This window comes from Ruegeria sp. ABF4_144 (assembly GCF_056160045.1).
Window position 1 is genome coordinate 496,890 of sequence record NZ_JBSWWK010000001.1, and the last position, 15,507, is coordinate 512,396.

General features: G+C 58.7%; 20 protein-coding genes. 6 read left to right on the forward strand and 14 right to left on the reverse strand.

Annotated elements, in window-relative coordinates:
* Positions 1–3: 3 nt before the first annotated feature.
* Positions 4–1,359, reverse strand: coding sequence for a homogentisate 1,2-dioxygenase (hmgA, locus tag ACXAGD_RS02545; protein WP_475208300.1), 1,356 nt, complete (start codon positions 1,357–1,359; stop codon positions 4–6).
* A gap of 75 nt (positions 1,360–1,434) precedes the next feature.
* Here hmgA and ACXAGD_RS02550 point away from each other — a divergent pair, with 75 nt between their 5' ends.
* From ACXAGD_RS02550 to ACXAGD_RS02560, 3 genes are all read left to right on the forward strand, one after another.
* Positions 1,435–1,869 (forward strand): MarR family winged helix-turn-helix transcriptional regulator, encoded by a 435-nt coding sequence (locus ACXAGD_RS02550; protein ID WP_475208302.1) that lies wholly within the window; start codon positions 1,435–1,437, stop codon positions 1,867–1,869.
* Between the two features lie 65 nt (positions 1,870–1,934).
* A complete protein-coding gene (locus ACXAGD_RS02555) occupies positions 1,935–3,170 on the forward strand; it encodes an adenylate/guanylate cyclase domain-containing protein (protein ID WP_475208304.1) in 1,236 nt (411 codons plus the stop codon).
* Between the two features lie 108 nt (positions 3,171–3,278).
* Positions 3,279–4,253, forward strand: coding sequence for an AEC family transporter (locus ACXAGD_RS02560; RefSeq protein ID WP_475208305.1), 975 nt, complete (start codon positions 3,279–3,281; stop codon positions 4,251–4,253).
* A gap of 1 nt (position 4,254) precedes the next feature.
* Here ACXAGD_RS02560 and ACXAGD_RS02565 read toward each other — a convergent pair whose 3' ends face one another.
* Positions 4,255–5,073, reverse strand: coding sequence for a DUF2189 domain-containing protein (locus ACXAGD_RS02565; protein ID WP_475208306.1), 819 nt, complete (start codon positions 5,071–5,073; stop codon positions 4,255–4,257).
* A gap of 166 nt (positions 5,074–5,239) precedes the next feature.
* Positions 5,240–6,049, reverse strand: a complete 810-nt coding sequence (locus ACXAGD_RS02570; protein ID WP_170328373.1) for a division plane positioning ATPase MipZ — start codon at positions 6,047–6,049, stop codon at positions 5,240–5,242.
* A gap of 207 nt (positions 6,050–6,256) precedes the next feature.
* Between ACXAGD_RS02570 and ACXAGD_RS02575 the strand changes: the two genes are divergently transcribed.
* Both ACXAGD_RS02575 and ACXAGD_RS02580 read left to right on the forward strand, forming a co-directional pair.
* Positions 6,257–7,144, forward strand: a complete 888-nt coding sequence (locus ACXAGD_RS02575) for an AEC family transporter (protein WP_475208307.1) — start codon at positions 6,257–6,259, stop codon at positions 7,142–7,144.
* Between the two features lie 80 nt (positions 7,145–7,224).
* Complete coding sequence (locus tag ACXAGD_RS02580) at positions 7,225–8,820, forward strand: MFS transporter (protein ID WP_475208309.1); 1,596 nt, start codon at positions 7,225–7,227, stop codon at positions 8,818–8,820.
* 21 nt (positions 8,821–8,841) lie between these two features.
* Here the strand turns inward: ACXAGD_RS02580 and ACXAGD_RS02585 are convergent, their stop codons facing one another.
* The 4 genes from ACXAGD_RS02585 to rplS form a co-directional block, all read right to left on the reverse strand.
* The gene (locus ACXAGD_RS02585) at positions 8,842–9,069 is read right to left on the reverse strand and encodes a hypothetical protein (RefSeq protein ID WP_475208310.1); all 228 of its coding nucleotides are present in this window, start codon (positions 9,067–9,069) and stop codon (positions 8,842–8,844) included.
* Between the two features lie 93 nt (positions 9,070–9,162).
* A complete protein-coding gene (locus ACXAGD_RS02590) occupies positions 9,163–9,906 on the reverse strand; it encodes a hypothetical protein (RefSeq protein ID WP_475208311.1) in 744 nt (247 codons plus the stop codon).
* 123 nt (positions 9,907–10,029) lie between these two features.
* On the reverse strand, positions 10,030–10,251 hold the full coding sequence (gene rpmE / locus ACXAGD_RS02595; RefSeq protein WP_475208312.1) for a 50S ribosomal protein L31: 222 nt from the start codon (positions 10,249–10,251) through the stop codon (positions 10,030–10,032).
* An 11-nt stretch (positions 10,252–10,262) separates the two neighbouring features.
* Positions 10,263–10,646, reverse strand: coding sequence for a 50S ribosomal protein L19 (rplS, locus tag ACXAGD_RS02600; protein WP_170328369.1), 384 nt, complete (start codon positions 10,644–10,646; stop codon positions 10,263–10,265).
* A gap of 379 nt (positions 10,647–11,025) precedes the next feature.
* Here rplS and ACXAGD_RS02605 point away from each other — a divergent pair, with 379 nt between their 5' ends.
* A complete protein-coding gene (locus ACXAGD_RS02605) occupies positions 11,026–11,826 on the forward strand; it encodes a glycoside hydrolase family 25 protein (RefSeq protein ID WP_475208314.1) in 801 nt (266 codons plus the stop codon).
* Here the strand turns inward: ACXAGD_RS02605 and trmD are convergent.
* From trmD to ACXAGD_RS02640, 7 genes are all read right to left on the reverse strand, one after another.
* Positions 11,823–12,620, reverse strand: coding sequence for a tRNA (guanosine(37)-N1)-methyltransferase TrmD (gene trmD, locus ACXAGD_RS02610; protein ID WP_475208315.1), 798 nt, complete (start codon positions 12,618–12,620; stop codon positions 11,823–11,825). The two genes, ACXAGD_RS02605 and trmD, sit on opposite strands and share 4 nt — an antisense overlap.
* Positions 12,617–13,432: a hypothetical protein gene (locus ACXAGD_RS02615; protein WP_475208316.1), complete on the reverse strand. Its 816-nt coding sequence runs from the start codon at positions 13,430–13,432 to the stop codon at positions 12,617–12,619. Before ACXAGD_RS02615 ends, trmD begins: the two co-directional genes overlap by 4 nt.
* Complete coding sequence (gene rimM / locus ACXAGD_RS02620; RefSeq protein ID WP_475208317.1) at positions 13,432–13,935, reverse strand: ribosome maturation factor RimM; 504 nt, start codon at positions 13,933–13,935, stop codon at positions 13,432–13,434. The genes ACXAGD_RS02615 and rimM overlap by 1 nt, the downstream gene beginning before the upstream one ends.
* On the reverse strand, positions 13,928–14,077 hold the full coding sequence (locus tag ACXAGD_RS02625; RefSeq protein WP_475208318.1) for a hypothetical protein: 150 nt from the start codon (positions 14,075–14,077) through the stop codon (positions 13,928–13,930). The genes rimM and ACXAGD_RS02625 overlap by 8 nt, the downstream gene beginning before the upstream one ends.
* Positions 14,078–14,081: 4 nt before the next feature.
* Entirely contained in the window at positions 14,082–14,717 is a 636-nt protein-coding gene (gene bluB, locus ACXAGD_RS02630; protein ID WP_475208319.1) for a 5,6-dimethylbenzimidazole synthase, read from the reverse strand.
* A 12-nt stretch (positions 14,718–14,729) separates the two neighbouring features.
* Positions 14,730–15,119 carry a 30S ribosomal protein S16 gene (rpsP, locus tag ACXAGD_RS02635; protein ID WP_475208320.1) on the reverse strand — a complete coding sequence of 130 codons (390 nt, stop codon included), beginning with the start codon at positions 15,117–15,119 and terminating at the stop codon, positions 14,730–14,732.
* Between the two features lie 70 nt (positions 15,120–15,189).
* Positions 15,190–15,486 carry a chorismate mutase gene (locus tag ACXAGD_RS02640; protein ID WP_475208321.1) on the reverse strand — a complete coding sequence of 99 codons (297 nt, stop codon included), beginning with the start codon at positions 15,484–15,486 and terminating at the stop codon, positions 15,190–15,192.
* Positions 15,487–15,507 lie beyond the last annotated feature (21 nt).

Genomic DNA, 15,507 nt, shown 5'->3' on the forward strand with positions numbered 1-15,507 from the left:
GCCTCACTTTTTGCCCGGGGTTCCGTCGAACTTTTTCTCAAGCGAGGTCCAGCAGTCAATGTAATCGTCCTGCAAAGGGGCCTCGTTGGCGGCAAAAGGTGTCAGGTGCTGAGGGAACCGGGTTTCAAACATGAAGGACATGGTGTTGTCCAGCTTGTCCGGCCCAAGGTTGGCATTCGACGCTTTTTCGAACGCCTCGCGGTCCGGTCCGTGCGGTAGCATCATGTTGTGCAGGCTCATGCCGCCGGGAACAAAGCCCTGCGGCTTGGCGTCATACTGACCGTATATATTGCCCATCAGCTCAGACATGATGTTCTTGTGATACCATGGCGGGCGGAACGTATCTTCGGCCACCATCCAGCGCTCGCGGAACAGGACAAAGTCGATATTGGCCGTGCCCGGCTGCCCCGAAGGTGCGGTCAGCACGGTAAAGATCGACGGATCGGGGTGGTCGAACAGGATCGCGCCGACAGGGCAATAGGTGCGCAGGTCGTATTTGTACGGCGCGTAGTTTCCGTGCCACGCGACCACGTCCAGCGGACTTTGATTGATTTTGGTCGTATGGAACTGCCCGCACCATTTCACGGTGACGGTCGAGGGCACCTCGCGGTCCTCAAACGCCGCCACGGGCGCTTTGAAGTCGCGTGGGTTGGCCATGCAGTTGGCCCCGATCGGGCCACGGCCCGGCAGTTCGAACTTTTGACCGTAGTTTTCGCACACAAAGCCGCGCGCGGGGCCTTCCAGAACTTCGACCCGATAAACCAGCCCGCGCGGGATAATCGCGATTTCCTTGGGCTCCAGATCGATGATCCCCAGTTCGGTCGCAAAGCGCAGGCGGCCTTCTTGCGGGACCACCAGCAATTCGGAATCGGCCGAGAAGAAATAGTCATCCACCATCGACTCGGTAACCAGATAGATATGGCTGGCCATACCCACCTGCGTGTTCACATCCCCCGCCGTGGTCATGGTTCGCATGCCGGTCAGCCAGGTCATACCCTGATCGGAATGCGGCACCGCATCCCAGCGGTACTGGCCCAGGCTTACTACGTTCGGATCGACAAACGGCGCCGATTTCCAGTAAGGCAGGTCGATTTTTTCATAACGATGCGAGTGCTTTACTGACGGCCGGATGCGATAGCACCACGTCCGCTCGGGCGGGTTCGCGGTAAAGGCCGTGCCGCTCAGTTGCTCACCATAAAGGCCATAGTTGCAGCGCTGGGGGCTGTTCATTCCCTGTGGCAGTGCACCAGGCAGGGCCTCGGTCTCAAAATCATTGCCAAAGCCGGGCATATAGCCCGCATGGGTGCCGACCAGGCTGCCGGCTTGGGTCATTTCATGCGGATCAGTCGGATGGTTCATCCCGCGTTCCTCCGTTTGCTGCTTGAGGAATAATAGTTGGTTTTGTAACTAACAAGCATGACTCGGGACGACTCCATGAAAAAAGATGACTTTGATTTGCAGGATTTCCTGCCCTACCTGCTAAACCGCGCGGCCGAGGAAAGCTCGTTAGAGTTTCAGAAGGTCTACAAGAACCGTTATGGTATGCTGCGCAACGAATGGCGGGTCTTGTTCCATTTGGGCAATTACGGCGAAATGACCGCGAAAGAGATCGGTGAACGCGCCCGGCTGCATAAGACCAAGATTAGCAGGGCCGTACAAAGGCTGGAAGAGCGCCGGTTTCTGCTGCGCAGCCGCAGTGACACGGACCGCCGATTGGAAAACCTGACACTGACGGCCATGGGCCAGACTGCCTATCACGAGCTTTGCGGTGTGGCGGGGCAGTATGACGCGCGGTTGGCGGCTCAGTTCAGCGCAGACGAGGCGGCCCTGTTGCGCAAAATGTTGCGTCAGTTGGCGCATATGGGGTGAACACTGGTAATTCCGCCCTCCGGTCCCCAGATGACAACCAGAGCGGACACTGGAATAATAACAAAATGACGACCCTGAACGCCGATATGGCGAAATCAACCGATCTTATTGAATGGATCGTTACCCGTGGCCTTGAAGGGGCCACGAAAGAAGACCTGTTGGACGGCTATTGCAACAAGCTGTTGGAACTTGGCGTGCCTCTGATGCGGTTTCACGCGGCGCAGTCCGCGCTGCACCCTGTGTATGGCGGCACCGGGTTCAGCTGGTATGACGGCAAGGGCGGCGAGTCCGAGACCTTTGAATACACCGAAGAGCCCAGCGAACAGTGGAAGCAAAGCCCCCTCTACGCGATTCTGAACGATGAGGTTGATGAAATCCGCGAGCGTCTGGTCGATCAGAATGAAGCCAGCCGCTTTCCCCTGCTAAATGACCTGCGCGAGATCGGGGCAACCGATTATTATGCAACTGGGGTCAGCTTTGACGTTCCGACGCATAACGGGCCCAAAGACGCCAAAGAGGCAGTAGGTGGAGTTCTTATGTCCTGGACCTCGAATGCGCCTGAAGGATTTCAGGACGACGATCTGGGGCTGATCAACACCGCGTTGCCCCATTTGGGGCTGGCGCTGAAATCTGCGTCCAGCGCTCGGGTTTCGAAGGACCTTATGCGGGTATATCTGGGCCGTGATGCGGGGCGCCGGGTCTTGTCGGGCGAAATTCGGAGGGGATCGCTACAGCAGATTGATGCTGTGATCTGGAACTTTGACCTCGAAGGCTTCACCAGCTTGTCCGAGGAACTGCCGGGCAACGAAATCATCGACATGCTGAACGACTATCTGGCCGAGGCTGTGGGTGTCGTGCATGAAAATCGCGGGAACATCCTTAAGTTCATGGGCGACGGGCTGATGGCGATGTTCGACGTTGGTGAGATCGACGAAGACGCGCGCGCGGCCTTGAAGGCCGTGCCGGTGCTGCAGCAACGGATGGAAGCGCTGAATGCTCGCCGCGAGGCCGAGGGCTTGCCGGTGGCCAGCTTTACCCTTGCCCTGCATGCGGGGGAAATCCTGTATGGTAATATCGGGTCCGCGACGCGTCTGGACTTTACGGTGATCGGGCCTGCTGTGAACCAGACCGCCCGGATCGCCGGGATGCACCGGTCATTGGGGCAGCGTATTCTGATCTCGGACGATGTCGCGCGTGCGGCGCAGCCGTGTGGCGAGAACCTTGTGTCGGTCGGTCGATACATGCTGCGCGGTGTGGCCGAACCGAAAGAGCTGTTCACGATCTACGAGCCCCCGCTTTAGGGGGCGGCTGTACCATCGCAGCAAAGACCTGCTTTCAAGCGATTTTGACGGAAAAGGCTTCTGTCGTATGATCATGCCCTGTCATTGACGGCAGTGGTAAGTAACAAGTTGCGTCTACAAGGAGCCGATCAGACCTTGCAGTTCGACAGTCTCTTTGACTCTTTCATAGTGATGCTGGCGCTGGTCGGGTCGGCGGTCTGGTTCCGACATCGCAATGTTATTCAGGAGCGCGAACAAGGGGTTTTCGCCCGCCTGGTCACCGATTTCGCCTTGCCAGCCCTGATATTCGCCAACCTCAGCAACGAGCCGTTTCGCATTCGGAACTTCGAACTCGCCTTTGTGCTCTTCCTGGCCATCGCGGTGGTCATGACCGTTGCATGGGTGGCCGGGCGCTGGATGCGATTGGACAGACCGGTTCTGGGGTCCGTGATCCTAGTGGCAGGGGTCGGCAGCACTTCAACCCTTGGATATTCGCTGTTGCAAAACATCTATGGCGACAATTCCGAGATCATGAGCCAGCTCGTCGTGATGGGAGAGATTGGCGTAGTGCTGCCTCTGTTTACCGTGGGTGTTGCGATCGCCAGTTATTACGGCGAGAACAACGACGAAGGGCCCACGGTCGCGGATGCTTTGAAGACATTCGTGCGGTCACCGATTTTCCTGGCATTTGTATTGGGTGTTTTGGCGTCTGCCATTGGTCTGCCGCAAGGCAGCAGGGTTGTGGAACTGCTGAACGACTTTCTTGGGATTGCCAGTGCCTCGCTGACATTCCTCGTGGCCTTTACGATCGGGCTGATGCTGCGGCCTGTCGGCTTTCAGCAGTTCGCGGGCTTGTTCGTGCTGGTCTGTGCGCTGAAACTGTTGCTCGAGCCGTTGGTTGCGGGCGGGTTTGCCTTTGTCCTTGGGTTGCCGGATTTTCAGCGCGACATTCTGGTGATCGAAGCCGCGATGCCGTCGGGCGCCTTGGCCGCAGTTATCGCCGCGCGATACGGATGCGATGCGGCCATCGCCTCAGCCTTGTTGATCGCGACCTTCGTGCTCAGCCTGTTTGCGGTGCCACTGATTGGGTATCTGGCGTTTTAGCCTATCCCTCGGCTGGCGGCACGGCCCGCTGATACAGGTGCCATGTGGCGTGACCAAGGATCGGCAGCGTGAAGATCAGGCCTAGAAAGGCTGGAACCATCGACAGCAGCATGGTGACCGAGATGATTGCCGCCCAGGTCAGCATAACCACAGGGTTTTCAGCGACGGCGCGGATGGACGTCAGCATGGCGGACACGAAATTGGTTTCCCGATCCAGCAGCATGGGCATTGCAATGACAGTCACCGAGAACAGAACTGCCGACAAAAAGGCACCGACGCAGGTACCAACGGCTAGGAAGGCCCAGCCCTGTGGTGTGAAGAAGACGGTATTCAAAAACCCGTCCAGATCCGAGAAGGATGCGTTCTGCAGGATGATGGCCAGCCAAAGCCGAACCTGGTAAACCCACACCCAGAAAATGAACAAGGTGACAAAGGCCATCCAGCCCATTTCACGCTTGCGCTGATTGGCCATGACACCAAGGATTTCTGACCAGCCGAAACTCTCACCCTTCTGAAGCCGTCGGGACATTTCGTAAAGCCCGGCGGCGGCGAAGGGTGCAATCAATGGGAAGCCGACGATGGCGGGAATGATCATCCAAATTTTGCCAAGCCAAACCAAGCTCCAAACAAGCAGAATACCGAATACCGCATAGAACAGGCCGAAAAAGCCGCTCATGAATGGACGCGCCAAAAAGTCAGCGAAACCGGCCTTCAACGAGGCGGCGATGTCGCTCGACGTAACCGTGTTGACTTCGGGCACGGTGTGTTGCTGCGGTGTCAGATTATTTGGTGGTGGTGACTCTTCGGTGTCGGATGTCATGGCGCGCTCCTCCCAAAACACAAGGCTTGGCGGATCCGTTTACCAACGGACCCAGCTGTCTACAGGCGCCTTTCCTTCGCAAACAAGTTTGCATCAGGTTAGGTGCAAGGGCAAGGAGGGGGAGAATGGCCGCTGAAGCGCGTGTGCCAGAGCAGCCGAAACCTTCTCAAAAGTCGATTTCGACGCCCGGAAGGTTCAGCTCTTTCATCATGTCGCGCAGCTCTTGCCGAGCGGCGATGTTCGAGATGTTCAGCTGTTTGACCCCGATATCCTTGAGGTCCAGCAGGGTCAGACCGCGCGGAAACAATTCGCGGAAGATCACCCGCTCGGAAAAGCCCGAGGCGACGCGGAAACCGATGCGCTGCGACAGCATCTCGATCGCGCGTTGCATCTTTTCCTTGTTGACCATGCGCTGCGTACCGACGCGGTTGCGCACAACGACCCAGTCGATGGGCTTCAGCCCAGCTTGCGCGCGCAGTTGTCGCGCGTTCCAGACCATCTCAGAATAGACCGACGGCCCGAGGATTTTCTCACCCTTTGAGTCAATCCGCGCCAGCAGGTCGAAATCGATGAAACTGTCGTTCAGTGGCGTGATCAGCGTGTCAGCCAGCGAATGCGCCACCTGGCTGAGGCGGGTGTGTGAGCCGGGGCAATCGATCAGGATAAAGTCGCTGTCGCTCTCCAGCTCGGCCACTGCGGCGGACAGGCGGTGGTCATAGATATTCTCACCCGGTTTCAGCTTGCTGGCGTCGATCTCGGGCAAGTCATGATGGCGTGGGCTGGGCAGACGTGCCTCGGAGCCGTTCATGAAGTTGCCGCGGTTTTCGAAATAGCGCCCAAGGCTGCGTTGACGCAGGTCCAGGTCAAGTGTGCTGACCTTGTGCCCCAGCCGCGCCAGCGCGGTGGCGACATGCATCGACACGGTCGATTTGCCTGCGCCGCCCTTCTCGTTCCCCACTACGATGATATGTGCCATGCTTGTATTCCCATGTCCCGCCGTGCTTGCCCACACGTTGTTGTGAGCCACTATATGTTGTGGAAAGCGGGAAGGGAAGGACCCCAATAGGTGATATCAGGCTCTAATTTGGAAAACCAAGGTGTGGGGGCGGGTTAGGCTGTGCTCTTGTCAAACACCGTGCCCTGTTTCACTGTCAGGGGCAGGGAAATGCGATAGGGGCAGCCGGTGGATCACCTGTTTCTGAACGTTCTGAACGTGGTCCTGCCCGTGCTGATCTGCGCCGGGATCGGCTATAGTCTGGCGCTGATCAAGGCGCCGTTCGACAACAAGGTGATTGGCGGGCTTGTCTCGCGCGTTGGGTATCCGACGCTGATCATCTCACACCTGTCCACCACCAAGATCGCCGTGGATACGTTTCTGGATGTGATGGCTGCTGCCGCGCTGGCGATTGCCGCATTCGGGGCGTTGGGGTTTGTCGCACTGAAGGCGATGCGCCTGCCCGTACGAGCGTTTCTGACGCCGTTGATGCATGGCAATGTCGGCAATATCGGCTTGCCGATCACTCTGCTTGCGTTGGGCGATGCGGGTATGGCCTATACTATGGGGTTCGTGGTGGTCGTGCTGATCAGCATCTTCACTGTTGGCATGTGGATACCGGCAGGGGAGTTTTCTCCGAAAAAACTTGCCACATCTCCCATCATCTATGCGGTTGTGATCTCTCTGATCCTGATGGCTACCGGCTACAGCCTGCCGCAGCCGGTGGCCAAGTCTTTTGACATTCTCGGAGGGTTGTCGATACCGCTGATGCTGCTGACGCTGGGCCACACGTTGGCGGCGTTGCAGATCCAAAGCCTTGGCCGGGCGGTGACGCTGACCGTTTTGCATCTGGCAATGGCGGTGGTGATAGCCAGTGCGCTGGTCTGGGGGTTCGGCTTTACTGACGCGGAGCGGGGCGCGGTGATCCTGTGTTGCCTGATGCCATCTTCGGTGGCGACCTACCTGTTCATCGATCAACACGTTCCGGAATACGGGTCGGATGTGGCGGGCTTTATTCTGGTGTCGACGCTCAGCACGATTGTGGTACTGCCGGTCGCGCTGTCCTACTGGATCTGACGCGCACCCTATGCGCAGAGGCAAAAATCACTAAACTGCTGAATAATTGCATTAATCAACCATGGTTTGAGGGCAGTTTGATGCGTGACAAGACCTCGGAAGACGTGACCCCGCAGGCCCGCGCCCGTGTTGTGTTGGCGATGACGGCAATCTGCATGATGGTCGTAGGGTTCAACACAACAGCTGTGACCACCGTGCTGCCCAATCTGAAGGCCGAGTTCGATCTGACCCCGTCAGGGTTGCAATGGGTGATGGCCACCTACACGGTCGCAAGCGCCACTCTGGTCACAATCGTCAGTCGAATGGGGGACATAACCGGCAAGATGGGCGTGTTTTTCGTTGGTATGATCGTGTTTGCCATCGGGTCGGTTTCGGTCCTGTTTGCACAGGATGGTACGATGCTTCTGATCGGTCGCGGTGCGCAGGGGGCTGGGGCGGCGGCGCTGTTCGGCACTTCTCTGTCCGTTCTGACAGCGGCCACGCCCGAAGAGCAGCGCGCCAGCGTCACCGGAGCCTGGGGCGCAGTTGTCGGACTGGCGATTGGCGTTGGCCCGATCGTGGGCGGTGCGATGGGGCATTTTATCAGTTGGCGTGCAATTTTCGCGACTGACCTGCTGTTGCTGGTTGTGGCTTTTGCCATAGGTTTGCACGTCCATAAACGAAAATATGTGCCTGACATCCGTTTGCCCGGAGCAAAGTTCGACTTTCCCGGAGCCGTTGCAATCCTCTTTTTTCTGGGGCCGTTGTCATTCGCGCTCAGCAACGGTGAAAGTGGGGGCTGGACCACACCACTGACGTTGGTGCCACTGGCCATTGCGGCGTTGGCGACGGTTGTGCTGGTAATCGTCTCACGCCGCGCCGAAGACCCGCTGATTGAGCTGCGCTATTTCCGCCATCCGCGCTATTTCATGGCCGCAGCGGGGATGTTTTTCACCGGCTTCACGCTGTTCTGCTTCTTTGTCTATTTCAACACTTTCGTGCAGTCGCCTGATGCCTTCGGGTACAGTTCTATCGGAGCTGGTTTGGCGATCATGCCGCTCAGCCTCAGCATGTTCGTGATCTCAGTCACCGCGCCGCGGTTTCTGGCGCCCTATAGCTTTCAATGGCCGGTTGCGATTGGCCTTGGCGCGATGGCCTGCGGGTTCCTGTTGTTGATGACGACGACGAATACCACTCAATACGCCGAAATCTGGTGGAAGCTGCTGATTGTCGGCATCGGGATGGGCATCTGTTTCTCGCTGCTGCCGCGCCTTGGTCTGCGCCTGCTGCCCGAAGAGCATGTAGGGCAGGGATCGGGCGTCATTAACGCCTGCCTGTATTTCGGAGCCACCTTGGGTGCCGTGGTCGGAGGCCTTGCCGAATCCATCACCAAACGCCGCGGCCTGTCCGAGGTGATCGACGCGCTGCCCGCAGGATCAACCCAGCGCGAGGATCTGGCGCACGCGCTGACTCATGGCACACCCAGCCAGATTCAGCAGCAGCTCGCGGCGATGGACCCGACCACCGGAACCGCCCTCGCCAAGGCGCTGCGGGACTTGCAGGATAACGCTTTTGACAGCGCGATGCTGGTTGCTGCGGTTGCGGCGCTGGTCGGAATGGCGCTGGCGCTGATGTTGCTGCGTGGACCGGTGCCGCCATTGCACAGCGCGGCAGACCTGACACGTGACCCTCGTTAAGCGCACGGGTTTTGGCAGGGTTTAGCCCCCAAGATACACCCCATCTTTGGGACGATAAAACACCTTCTGATCGTGAAGCTTGCCCAAAAGGTCGTGAATGCGGCGCAAGGTCTCTTCGCGGTCTGGATTGCCGGCCTCTTCCTCATCCAGAGCAGCTTGCGACAACGAAGCGACCGAGCCACGCAACGCCGTTTCGATCAGGTCCATGTCCTCTACCGAAAGCTCGATCATGTCATTGTACTGGGGCATATTCGGGGTCTCCGTGGGTTCAATACCTGCGTTGCGAACCAGTATAGCACCTGCTGACTATTGGCGAAATTGGCCAGTGCCTGATGAATGCCGTTAAAGCTGAAAATGAATGTGGTCATCATGGCGTGCGGCTCGGCATCCCTGAAAGCGGATCTTGGGAGCGGACACATTTAGGCTTTGGGTCAGATGAGGTTCAACGAAGATCTTGCCAACACGGTCGTCGTCAGACAGCACAATCAGGACTGAGCGCAAGCGTTGATGATCTAAAGTGTAACTGTGCCAAAGGGGCTGCAGGAAATCGAAATCCCATCTTAGGGTCGGCCAACGCTTTGGACAGTTGGTGCTGCCATGCTCAAAGGCGAAGTATCCGATTGGAGATCGCGTGGCACCACTCAGGTAACTGCCGTCATCCGAGTAGTAGAAGGCGAGGTCAGCCTTCTCTCCGTCATCATGTGACAGATGTGGCAGCAGGGGAAACCCGTTCAGAAACGGAAAGTTTGCGTCCAGAACAAGAGTTTTGGTTCCCGGGTATTGGCGATCCATTTCTTCCGCCGCATCCCGCAGAACATCGGCGAGTTTAGGAGAGACATAGTTTCTGTTCAGGGCGCAGTATATCCAGCTTTGAACTTGCAGCGGGCCGCTTTCTGAACAACTTAATGCCACGCGCCCGAAGTGCGGGGCGATCCAGATCGCGGCGAGCGAAAAAGCGGCATAAGCGACCACAAATGAAATCAATCGTCGTTTGAAGAACAGCGCAATTCCCCAGGCAAGCCCGCCAATCTGCGTCAGTACTGTCAGAATAAGAATGATCAATGTGTTGATGAAAATACGAAACATGAACGCAAGCTGTCACTGTTCATGGTGCGCTGCAATCGAATTGAGCTACCATTCAAGCTATTGAACAGAAAAACAAAAAGGCCGCCCCAAGGGACGGCCTTTCGCATTTCAAACGAGGCAGGTTTAGAAACCCAGACCTTCGTATTTCTTCTTGAACTTCGACACGCGGCCGCCGGCGTCCATCAGGCGCGACGAGCCACCGGTCCACGCGGGGTGCGAGGAGGGGTCGATTTCCAGAGCCAGCTGGTCGCCTTCGGCGCCCCAGGTGGATTTCATTTTCACGATCGAGCCGTCGGTCATTTTGACGTCGATGAAGTGGTAATCGGGATGGATGTCTTTTTTCATCTTTCCGCTCCTTACGCCTCGGCGCCAGCCTTGGGCTTGTAGTTGGTGACTTCTGCGATACGTGCGGATTTACCACGACGCGAGCGCAGGTAGTACAGTTTGGCGCGGCGAACGCGGCCACGGCGGACTACGGTGATGCTGTCGATGTTGGTCGAATGCAGAGGGAACACACGCTCCACGCCTTCTCCAAACGAGATTTTACGGACGGTGAACGAACCGGCGATGCCGCTGCCACCTTTGCGCGCGATGCAGACGCCTTCGTAGTTCTGCACACGGGTGCGCGAGCCTTCGGTCACTTTAAAGCCGACACGGATGGTGTCACCGGCTTTGAAATCGGGAATGTCTTTCCCCAGGGCGGCAATCTGTTCCGCCTCAAGCTGTGCGATCAGGTCCATCGCAGTTTCTCCTATCTGCTCGTGGTTGGTCCACGAAGTTGAGCACGGCCTGAGAGCTCTTGGTCTTCACCGGGTCCTGCGTACAGCCCGCCAGAGGTCAGATCGAATGTTCCTTTGGTCTGGTCCGCCCTGACACGCAGTGGCTGAAGAAAGCCGAGCGTTGCGCCATTTTGCAAACCAAAACACCGGAGTCGCGCAGTTGCGGCACCGGATTGCGCTGCTTTAAGGAATTTGCGGGCCGGGATCAAGCCTAAATCGCCATATATCCAACGCGGGGCGGTGGGTTTTCGCCGTCTGCAAAATAGGCCGTTGCCTTGTGAGGCCGAACAGGCATTCTGGTGGGAATTATTCGAGCAGAAATTTATAACAGGAACAGATCATGCGCTTAGCGTTGATGCTGGCCGTCCTGGCCATGGCGACCCTGTCATGCGGTCGCAGCACCCCTCCGCCGCAACAGGTTGAGGCCAAGGCTTTTCTGGGCACCACGTCGCCTTCGGTCATCTACCCCGCCTTTGGCGATGCCGACCCGCATGATTGGGATGGGCGTCATCCCGGCCACTATCCGGTGCACGGATTGGACGTGTCGCGCTGGCAGGGGTCGATCGACTGGCGCCGGGCCAAGGCCTCGGGCGTCAGTTTCGTATTCATCAAAGCGACGGAGGGCGGCGATGTGGCCGACCCCATGTTCGATGACCACCGGCGTGGGGCGCAAGCGGCAGGGGTGCCGTGGGGGGCATACCACTACTATTATTTCTGTCGCCCGGCCCATGAGCAGGCGCGGTGGTTCATCAGGAACGTGCCCAAGGGGGCTGACCTGCCGCATGTGTTAGACATGGAATGGACCCCGCATTCCAAAACCTGCAGGTTGCGCCCGGATGGCGCTACAGTCCGGGCTGAGGCCAAGAAGTTCCTCGACATACTCGAACGTCACTACGGTCGCCGTCCGATTGTCTACACAACGGTAGATTTCCATGGCGACACGGATATCGCCCGCTTGCGCGGAACCGAGTTCTGGCTGCGCTCGGTCGCGGGCCATCCACACAAGGTTTACCCGAAGTCTCAGTGGCGGTTCTGGCAGTATACCGGCACAGGCTTGGTGCCGGGTGTGCAGGGCAAGGTGGACATCAACACGTTTAACGGCCACCCCGAGACATGGGCGCGCTGGAAGGCGGGGGGTTAGTCCCGTGCCTTGCGGTAGCTCGCCCACAGGTCGGGACGACGTTCCTGGGTGATCTGTTCGGACATCTCGTGCCGCCACTCGGCGATGCGCCCGTGGTGGCCGGACATCAGAATATCCGGGATCGGTCGCCCCTTCCATTCGGCGGGGCGAGTGTATTGTGGATGCTCCAGAAGGCCCGACGAAAAGCTTTCTTCCTCGGCGGAGGCCTGATTGCCCAGAACGCCGGGGATCAGCCGTACCGTTGCGTCTATCAGCGCCTGTGCCGCGATCTCGCCACCGGTCATGACGAAATCACCCAAGCTGACTTCCTGCACGCCATAGTGTTCCAGCACCCGTTCATCGACGCCCTCGAACCGGCCACACAGAAGGGTCATGCCATCACAGCGCGCCAGGTTCTGCATCATGCGTTGGTCCATTCGGCGGCCACGGGGGCTGAGGTAGATCAGCGGCCAGTTGCCCTGAACTCCGTCCATAGTCTGTTCAATCGCCTCACCCAGAACATCGGCGCGCAGCACCATGCCCGCACCGCCGCCAGCAGGCGTGTCATCCACATTGCGGTGCTTGCCGATGCCGAATTGGCGCAGATCGACGGTTTCCAGCTGCCAGAGACCTTCCTGCAGCGCCTTGCCGGTCAGGCTTTCCCCTAACACACCCGGAAAGGCCGAGGGGAAAAGGGTAATGATCTTGGCCTTCCACACACCATGCAAGTCCGGCGTGGGCGTCAACAGCTCGCGCGGTTTGAGGGTTGGACGTATAGCCTTGCGGCCATAGGATTTACTGGGCTTGTCTGTCATGTCGTGCCGATCAGCGCGCCTTTCGCGCGTTCAATTATCGCTTTCTTCTGCTCGATCAGAGCACCCTCGTCCAGACGTGAACGGTTCAGGTCCAGCAACTCTGCCAAGGCGTCTTCGGGTAGGCGACTGTTGGCCTTGGAAGGCGGCACCAGCAGCTTGGCCTTGTCGTGGGGCAGATCCAGATACTCGGCAAACGGGGTGCCGGGGCCATAGCGGCGGAGTTGCAGTTCTTCAAGCCATTCGGCCGTAACGGCGACCGACGGTAGCCTGTCCCGGATCTGATCCACCGTGTCCTGCAAGGGGGGAAGATGGTCGAGGTTTGATCGAAAGGCCTCAAAGTCATGAACCTGGCGAATACGCTCCAGATCATGCGCCCAAAGGCTGCGCAGCCAGCTGCCACGTTGGCGCAGGGACAGGTAGATCGTGATCTCGACCTCTTGCTGGGCAAAGCGATGACGGATCGCGTCCACCAGACAGGCCGCAAGCTCTGGCGCGGCGGCGTACCCGTTTTCGGCGTTGCGGCTGGGGCGCCGACCGGAGAAGTTCTCCTCGCTCAGGATCAGTCCGCGTTTTTCACCGAAATCCAGCGTCTCAAGAAACGCGCCCAATTGGGTGCCGAACTCGGACAAGGTTCCGACCGTGCCGTAAATGGAGTGGTTGGTGGCCGCCCGCGACAGGCCGGACTTCCGGGTGCGATAGGGCAGCACCAGCGCAAAATGCGGCCAGATCAGCTCGCGATTGTCATAGAGAAAAGACTGTGCTGCCGTGGTGCCGGTTTTGTGTAGACCCAGATGCAGCAGGATGCGGCGCATCAGATCAAACCTTCGGGGGGGTCCGCGACGATGCGGCCCTTGTCCAGATCGACGGTTGGAACGGCCTCGAGCGTAAAGGGCAGTAGCACGGTGCCTTTCAGGCCCGGTCCGTGCAATTCCAGCAGATCGGAAGCGCCGTGGTTCTGGACCGATTTGACTCGGCCCAGCAGGGTGCCGCCGGTGTCATAGACCTCAAGCCCGATGAGATCGGTGTGGTAAAACTCATCATCCGGCAATGACGGCAGTTGATCGCGTCGTGCAAACAGCCGCAGACCCTTCAACGCGTCGGCCTCTTCTTTGGTTTCAACTCCGCCCAGACGTGCGGCGAACCCGTTCTTGATCGAGCGGGTCAGGACTAAAGGATAGCGCTGAGCGCCCGCCTCATCCGTCAGAGGCGAATACCCCTCGATATCCTCAGGGATCGCGCAATAGCTTTTCAGGCGCACTTCGCCGCGTACACCATAGGAGCCCGCAATGCTGCCCACGCAGATCAGATCACTCATTTGGCTTGTCCACCGTCACACATAGCCCATCCTGCCAGTCCCCTCGCACTGCGCAAGCCTCGCGCTGGTTGTTGCGTTCAAAAAACACGCCGACAATAAATGCGATCAGCAACAGGATGGGAAGTCGTATCAACCCGAACATCTGACTATCTCACCTCGACCGGCAGGGTGTCGTCGCGGCATTCCCATCCGAGACGCTCTAGTTCTGGCGTGTCCGACAGTTCCTCGGGCCAGCCGACGCAGAAATAGCCGATCAGGCGCCAGTTCTCGGACACGTCCAGATCGCGGGCCATCTGATCGGGGTCCAGAATGGACACCCACCCCAAACCCAGCCCATGCGTGCGTAATGCCAGCCAAAACAGGGTGATGGCCGAAACCACCGAATAGCGCCGCATCTCGGGCATCGTGCCCGCGCCCAGACCTTGCCCCTTGTCGGTGGCGTCGTCGCAGAACACGGCCAGTTGTACCGGGGCTTCTTGCATCCCTGACAGTTTCAGGCCGCTGTAAAGCTGTGCCTTTTCGCCGGAGTATCCGGCGAGGGCCTCGGCATTTGCGGCTTGGAAATTCTTCAGCGCCGCAGCGCGCGCGGCTTCGCTTTCGACGCGGATCACGCGCCAAGGTTCGCTGAGCCCCACTGAGGGCGCCAGTCGAAACGCGTCGAGGCAGCGCGTTAGCACTGCCTCGTCTATCGCGTCGGTGCGGAATCGGCGCACGTCGCGCCGGAGCCGCATCAACAGGTCAAACTGCGTGCGGAAATCGTCGGTGAAAGTCTGATCCTGCACGCGCCCGCCTGCTTACTCTTCTGCAGCCGCTTCTTCAGCCGGTGCAGCAGCAGCTTCGGCAGCTTCAGCGGCCTTTGCAGCTTTTTCTTCCGCGCGTTCTTGGGCTTTCTTGCCCGGGGCGCCCTTGTTGGGGTTGTTGCGCTCGGCCTTTTCACGGGTGCCGGCAGCTTCCAGCATGCGAGCGATACGGTCGGTGGGCTGTGCACCCTGGTCCAGCCAGTACTGAACGCGCTCCATGTTCATTTTCACGCGCTCTTCGCTGTCTTTCGGCAGCAGCGGGTTGTAGGTGCCCAGTTTCTCGATGAAACGGCCGTCACGAGGCATGCGGCTGTCAGCGGCCACGATGCGGTAGAAGGGACGTTTTTTCGAGCCGCCGCGGGCGAGACGAATTTTCATTGCCATGGTGGTATCTCCTTTGGATGGCGTGACCGGGAAGTGCCCGGTTATTCTTGGTATTCGTGGAAACGGATGGTTATTCCTGATGTTTCCGGTGGTGTCGGATGACTTCCTGAATGATGAAATTCAGGAAAGCCTTGGCGAAGTCAGGGTCCAGATCGGCCTGTTTCGCCAGGTCTTCTAGCCGAGCGATCTGCGCAGCCTCGCGCGAGGGATCGGACGGGGGAAGGTCGTGTTCGGCCTTGAGCTTGCCAACGGCCTGCGTGTGCTTGAACCGCTCGCCCAGCGTATAGACGAGGATCGCGTCCAGCCGGTCGATGCTTTCGCGGTGCTCTTTCAACAGCACGGCAGCTTGCGCCACGGGGTTGGTCATTGGCCGGTCCTCTTGGTGGTC